This is a genomic window from Escherichia sp. MOD1-EC6475, from assembly GCF_003046645.1.
Taxonomy (GTDB): Bacteria; Pseudomonadota; Gammaproteobacteria; order Enterobacterales; family Enterobacteriaceae; genus Escherichia; species Escherichia ruysiae.
The window spans coordinates 1-919 of record NZ_PZKQ01000075.1; the positions used below are offsets into that span (position 1 = coordinate 1).

The window sequence follows — 919 nt, forward strand, 5'->3', positions numbered from 1 at the left end:
AACTGCCAGGCATCAAATTTAGCGTGCTGATATGGCTCAGTTGGTAGAGCGCACCCTTGGTAAGGGTGAGGTCCCCAGTTCGACTCTGGGTATCAGCACCACTTTTTAGGTTAAAGTTCGGCAGATTAGAAAAGAATTTGTCTGGCGGCAGTAGCGCGGTGGTCCCACCTGACCCCATGCCGAACTCAGAAGTGAAACGCCGTAGCGCCGATGGTAGTGTGGGGTCTCCCCATGCGAGAGTAGGGAACTGCCAGACATCAAATCAAGCGAAAGGCCATCCGAAAGGATGGCCTTTTTGCTTTTCGAACTAACATTCAATTAATGGATTACCTGCGATAAAAATGCCCTCGTACGCTCTGACTTAGGATGCGCAAAAAACTTATCCGGTGCAGCTTGTTCCACTATCTCTCCGCGATCCATAAAAATCACCCGGTCAGCGACGGTTCGCGCAAATCCCATCTCATGCGTTACGCACAACATCGTCATACCCGATTGCGCCAGTCCAATCATCGTATCCAGCACTTCTTTTACCATCTCCGGATCGAGCGCGGATGTTGGTTCATCAAACAGCATAATCTTGGGCTTCATACAAAGTGAACGTGCTATAGCAACGCGTTGCTGCTGACCACCAGAGATCTGTCCGGGAAACTTCTGTGCATGTTCGGCAATTCTCACCCGCTCAAGGTAATGCATCGCCAGAGCTTCAGCCTCTTTCTTTGGCATCTTGCGTACCCAAATCGGTGCCAGGGTACAGTTCTGTAAAACGGTCAGATGTGGGAAAAGATTAAAATGCTGAAAGACCATTCCCACTTCCTGTCTGACACGCTCAATATTGCGGATATCTTCGTTAAGTTCGATGCCATCCACCACGATCCGTCCCTGTTGATGTTCTTCCAGATGATTGGTAATGACTCCAACT

1 protein-coding gene, 1 tRNA gene and 1 rRNA gene are annotated in these 919 nt (G+C 49.4%); 2 read left to right on the forward strand and 1 reads right to left on the reverse strand.

What is annotated here, in order from left to right; genetic code table 11:
* The first annotated feature begins 25 nt into the window (after positions 1–25).
* Both A7589_RS20760 and rrf read left to right on the forward strand, forming a co-directional pair.
* Positions 26–101 (forward strand) — tRNA-Thr (locus A7589_RS20760).
* Between the two features lie 39 nt (positions 102–140).
* Positions 141–256: ribosomal RNA gene (gene rrf, locus A7589_RS20765) — 5S ribosomal RNA — on the forward strand.
* 62 nt (positions 257–318) lie between these two features.
* Here rrf and A7589_RS20770 read toward each other — a convergent pair.
* Positions 319–919, reverse strand: a 601-nt coding sequence (locus tag A7589_RS20770; RefSeq protein WP_108188995.1) for an amino acid ABC transporter ATP-binding protein, incomplete at its 5' end; no start/stop codon positions are given.